This window comes from Lactobacillus nasalidis (assembly GCF_016587775.1).
In the GTDB taxonomy this organism is placed as follows: Bacteria; Bacillota; Bacilli; order Lactobacillales; family Lactobacillaceae; genus Lactobacillus; species Lactobacillus nasalidis.
In genome coordinates this window covers 1-4,702 of sequence record NZ_BOCG01000722.1, presented here as the reverse complement: position 1 = coordinate 4,702, position 4,702 = coordinate 1, and the positions used below count along the sequence as shown (strand labels likewise).

Genomic DNA, 4,702 nt, shown 5'->3' with positions numbered 1-4,702 from the left:
CGGATCTTGATGGTCCGGGCTGAAGCAGCCGACCTGCCGGCAGCGCAAAAGCAGGTTTATGACTACCTGGCCAAGCTGGACATCCCGCGGACCTTTTACCGCCAGGATATCGGCTACCGGGCAACCGGCAAGAAGTTCGAATAATGAGAGAAAAAAGAGCCTGAGGGCTCTTTTTTTCTTTGCTTTGGCAGAAAAATTAAACAAAAATGATAAATGATGTTGACATTAAGACGAAAATTAAATAAAATAAAAGCAACTTAAAATTAAAAGGAGCTGAGAATTATGAAATGCCAAATGTGTCAACAAATGAATAACGCGATGCTGTTCTCAGCTGCCGTCATTACTCTCTTGCAAATTATGTAGAGCTCTGGATGAGCTCTTCTTCGACTGCATTTGTGAGTGAGCTCAATGATCCGGATATGAGTCTTCACTCACATGATGAGTGAAGGCTTTTTAATTTTAGTTTAAACGTCAACAAAGACTTGTAGTTCTAATATATTTGATCGAAATGGGGAAATTATCATGAATTTTAAGAAAGCTTTTGGCTTAGCAGCCGCAACCATGATGTCCGCAGCTGCACTGACTGGCTGTGCAACGGCCAAGACGAGCTCAAGCACCGGTAACAAGACCAGCGACAACAAGATCAGAATCGGGGTCAACCTGGAACTTTCCGGTTCAGTTGCCAGCTACGGCCAGCAGGAAAAGAAGGGGATCGTTTTAGCAGCCCAGGAAATCAACAAGAAGGGCGTCAAGATCGGCGGCAAGACTTATAAGGTCAAGCTTTACATCAGCGACAACAAGTCATCCACTTCAACTGCCGCTTCAGTAGCCGCTCAAATGGCCAACAGCGACAAGATCGTCGCTCAAGTCGGCCCGGCAGCCACTGCTTACGCTACTGCTTCAATCGCCAACCTGACCAAGGCCGGGGTGCCGATGGTTGGCCCGTCAGCAACTGCTGCAGAGTTTACCCAGACTAAGAGCGGACAAACCCAGAAGTACGCTTTCCGTGCCTGCTTCATCGACCCGTTCCAAGGCAAGAAGGCTGCTGACTTCATGTACAACACTCTGAAGAAGAAGAGCGTTGCCATCATGGCCGACAACTCAACTGACTACGGTACTGGCTTAACCAAGTCCTTCACCAAGGAATTCAAGAAGTTGGGCGGCAAGATCGTTACTACCCAATACTTCCAGTCAGGCGACAAGGACTTCAACTCAACCCTGACCACGATCAAGGCCAAGAAGCCTGACGCAATCTACCTGCCAGGTTACTACACTGAAATCGGCCTGATCCTCAAGCAAGCCCGCGAAATGGGCTTAGATGTTCCGGTTGTCGGTGCTGACGGCATGGGTTCACCAAAACTGGCACAAATCGCCGGCAACAAGAACGCAAGCAACGTTTACTACACGACCCACTTCTCAACCAAGTCCAAGGAACCAGCAGTTGTTAAGTTCCTGAAGGCCTACAAGGCTAAGTACGGCGAAGAACCGGCAACCTTCAGCTCATTGGCTTACGACTCAGTTTACATGATCGTTGCGGCTGCCAAGAAGGAAGGCGAAGTATCTTCAAGCGCAATCCAAAAGGGTCTGGCAAGCCTGAAGAACTTCAAGGGTGTAACTGGGAACATCACGATGGACTCCAAGCACAACCCGCAAAAGTCAGTTGTCGTTGAACAAATGACCAACGGTAAGATCACCAAGGCATACACGGTTAAGTAAGCTTTTTAACTTGTGATGATGCCATAGGCAAGTCAAGGAGGTTTTAAACTTGCATACATTTTTTCAGCAATTGATAAATGGACTGTCGCTCGGTAGCATTTATGCTTTGCTGGCTCTGGGATACATGATTGTTTACGGGATCTCAAAGCTGCTGAACTTCGCGCACGGCGACGTCTACATGCTAGGTGCGTATTGGGGGTACTACACGATCAATTACCTGCACTTTGGCTTTATCACCGCCTTGATCACGGCCATGATTGTCTGTGGCTTAGCCGGCGTGATTATTGAAGCCGTTGCCTACCGGCCGCTGCGCAACGCGCCGCGGGTGGCTGCCTTGATTACGGCGATCGGGGTTTCCTACTTCCTGGAAAACGGGATGTCCTATCTTTGCAGTTCGGATACCCGGAACTTCCCGCAGGTAATCAAACGGAAGACTTTTGACCTGGGTGGGGTAACGATTTCCAATATTCAGCTGATCATCCTGGTTACTACTTTGATTTTGATGCTCGGCTTGATGTACATCATCAACTACACCAAGACCGGCCGGGCCATGCGTTCGGTTTCTACCGACTATGACGCAGCCAGCCTGATGGGGATCAACATCAACCACACGGTTTCAATCACCTTTGCTTTGGGTAGTGCCCTGGCAGGGGCAGCCGGCGTATTGATCGGCCTTTACTACAACTCCATCGACCCGTTGATGGGGATGACGCCAGGGATCAAGGCCTTTGTCGCCGCTGTTTTAGGCGGGATCGGGTCCATTCCTGGGGCAGCCGTCGGCGGCTTCTTGATCGGGCTTCTGGAAACTGCCGTACAAGCCATGGGCTTCTCGGCATTCAGAGACGCTGCCGTTTACATTGTCTTGATTATTATCTTGCTTGTTCTGCCAGGCGGCCTGTTTGGCAAGAAACAAGTTGAAAAGGTTTAGGAGGAAGAAGTCAGATGAAGAAGAATTGGAAATACAATCTTTGCTGGCTGATCCTCATGGTCGCGGGCTTCTACCTGATCAACACCTTGATGCTGACCGGCGTGATCAACACTTTCATTGAAAACATGCTGGTGACGATCGGGATCAACATCATTTTGGCAGTCGGGCTGAACCTGGTCATCGGTTTTTCCGGGCAATTCTCATTGGGCCACGCCGGTTTCATGGCTTTGGGCGCTTACGCGACCGGGATCATGACCCAGACGATGAACAGTGCCGGCGGCTTTTACCTCTCGATCTTGGTCGGGGTGGTCATCTCGATCATCGTGGCCTTGATCGTCGGCATTCCGACCCTGCGTCTGCACGGTGACTACTTTGCCATCGCCACGATGGGGGCAGCGGAAATCATCAGAATCGTGATCAACAACATGAAGATCACCAACGGCGCGGCCGGTCTGTTTAACATTCCGCAGTACGCGACCTGGGACGTGGTTTACATCTTCGTCTGCTTGACCACGATCGTGACCGTCAACTTCATCCACAGCCGGGATGGCCGGGCGGTCATCTCGATTCGTGAAAACGAAATTGCGGCTGAAGCCATGGGGGTCAACACGACTAAGTGGAAGTTGTCAGCCTTTGTTCTGGGCGCGGCAACGGCAGCCATTGCCGGTTCCTTGTACGCTTCATACCTGCAGACGATCGTCCCATCCAGCTTCGGGATCATGGAATCGATCAGCATCCTGATCTTCGTGGTTCTCGGGGGTCTGGGCAGCATTACCGGGACTTTCGTGGCCACGGCGCTCTTGGGAGTTTTGGACGCGGCCCTGCAGAGCCTGGGCGTTCTGCGGATGGTCTTCTACGCAATTGCCCTGATCGTCATCATGATCTTTAAGCCGGGCGGCCTGTTCGGCAAGTGGGAATTTTCTTTCAAGCGCCTGCTGACCAGAAAACAGGACGGCAACATGAAAGAAACTGGAAAAGAAAGCAAGTAGTGAGGAGGAACTGAAATGACGGACGCTTTGAGCGCAGATCACATCACCAAAGTTTTCGGCGGTTTGACCGCGGTCGACGATGTTTCTCTGCACGTTGGCGAAAAAGAGCTGGTCGCTTTGATCGGCCCCAACGGGGCGGGGAAGACTACCTTCTTCAACTGCTTGACCGGGGTTGCCCCGGCCACGACCGGGACGGTCAAGATCGCCGGTCAAGAAGTTAAAAAGAATACCAAGGCTTACAAGGTTGCCCAGATGGGGATTTCCAGAACTTTCCAAAACATCCGCTTGTTCAGTCAGCTGTCTGTTTTGGAAAACGTCTTGATTGCTCTGACCAACCAGTACAAGGAAAACTTTTTGACCTCGGTCTTGCGCCTGCCGGGTTACTACAAGACGGAAGACGCGATGGAAAAAAGGGCCAAGGAGCTGCTGGCGGACTTTGACCTGGAAGACGTGATGTACTTCCCGGCTGGCGACTTGCCATACGGGACCCAGCGGAAGGTCGAAATCGTCCGGGCCCTGGCAACCGATCCAAAGATCATCTGCCTGGATGAACCGGCAGCGGGGATGAACCCGGAAGAAACTGCCGACTTGACCAAGCTGATCAAGCGCCTGCAGACCGAATACGGAATTGCCGTGCTTTTGATCGAACACGACATGTCCCTGGTCATGAACCTGGCGGAAAGAATCTATGTCCTGGCTGAAGGCAAGCTGCTGGCCCAGGGCACGCCAAGCGAAATCCAAAACAATGAAGCCGTAATCAACGCTTACCTCGGAGGTGGAGCAGATGCCTAAAGAAATTTTGAAAGTCGACCACCTCTCGGTCAATTACGGGGCCATCAAGGCCGTCCGCGACGTCAGCTTCGACATCAAGGAAGGCGAAATCGTCACTTTGATTGGCGCCAACGGGGCCGGCAAGTCGACGATCTTGAAGACAATTTCCGGCCTGCTGAAGCCGGCCAACGGTGAAATCGTCTTTTTGGGCGAGTCCCTGGCCAAGCTGTCTGCGCCAAAAATCGTGGCTGCCGGCGTTTCCCAGGTTCCTGAAGGCCGGCGCATCTTCGCCGGAATG

5 protein-coding genes and 1 pseudogene are annotated in these 4,702 nt (G+C 51.8%); all 6 read left to right on the top strand.

Going from position 1 to position 4,702, the window contains the following annotated elements; translation table 11 throughout:
* Positions 1-144 (top strand): annotated as a pseudogene (locus tag lacNas_RS14555) (phosphoribosylamine--glycine ligase); the annotation flags it as partial.
* Positions 145-522: 378 nt separating this feature from the next.
* Positions 523-1,716 carry an ABC transporter substrate-binding protein gene (locus lacNas_RS13895; protein WP_201346960.1) on the top strand — a complete coding sequence of 398 codons (1,194 nt, stop codon included), beginning with the start codon at positions 523-525 and terminating at the stop codon, positions 1,714-1,716.
* A gap of 49 nt (positions 1,717-1,765) precedes the next feature.
* Entirely contained in the window at positions 1,766-2,644 is an 879-nt protein-coding gene (locus lacNas_RS13890; RefSeq protein ID WP_201331848.1) for a branched-chain amino acid ABC transporter permease, read from the top strand.
* A gap of 14 nt (positions 2,645-2,658) precedes the next feature.
* Positions 2,659-3,633: a branched-chain amino acid ABC transporter permease gene (locus lacNas_RS13885; RefSeq protein WP_201331849.1), complete on the top strand. Its 975-nt coding sequence runs from the start codon at positions 2,659-2,661 to the stop codon at positions 3,631-3,633.
* A gap of 15 nt (positions 3,634-3,648) precedes the next feature.
* Entirely contained in the window at positions 3,649-4,425 is a 777-nt protein-coding gene (locus tag lacNas_RS13880) for an ABC transporter ATP-binding protein (protein ID WP_201331850.1), read from the top strand.
* Positions 4,418-4,702, top strand: a 285-nt coding sequence (locus tag lacNas_RS13875; RefSeq protein WP_201346959.1) for an ATP-binding cassette domain-containing protein, incomplete at its 3' end; no start/stop codon positions are given. The genes lacNas_RS13880 and lacNas_RS13875, both read left to right, overlap by 8 nt.

Coding starts and splice junctions, on each gene's coding strand:
- lacNas_RS13885 (WP_201331849.1), top strand. CDS start 2,659: ATGAAGAAGAATTGGAAATACAATCTTTGCTGGCTGATCCTCATGGTC.
- lacNas_RS13880 (WP_201331850.1), top strand. CDS start 3,649: ATGACGGACGCTTTGAGCGCAGATCACATCACCAAAGTTTTCGGCGGT.
- lacNas_RS13895 (WP_201346960.1), top strand. CDS start 523: ATGAATTTTAAGAAAGCTTTTGGCTTAGCAGCCGCAACCATGATGTCC.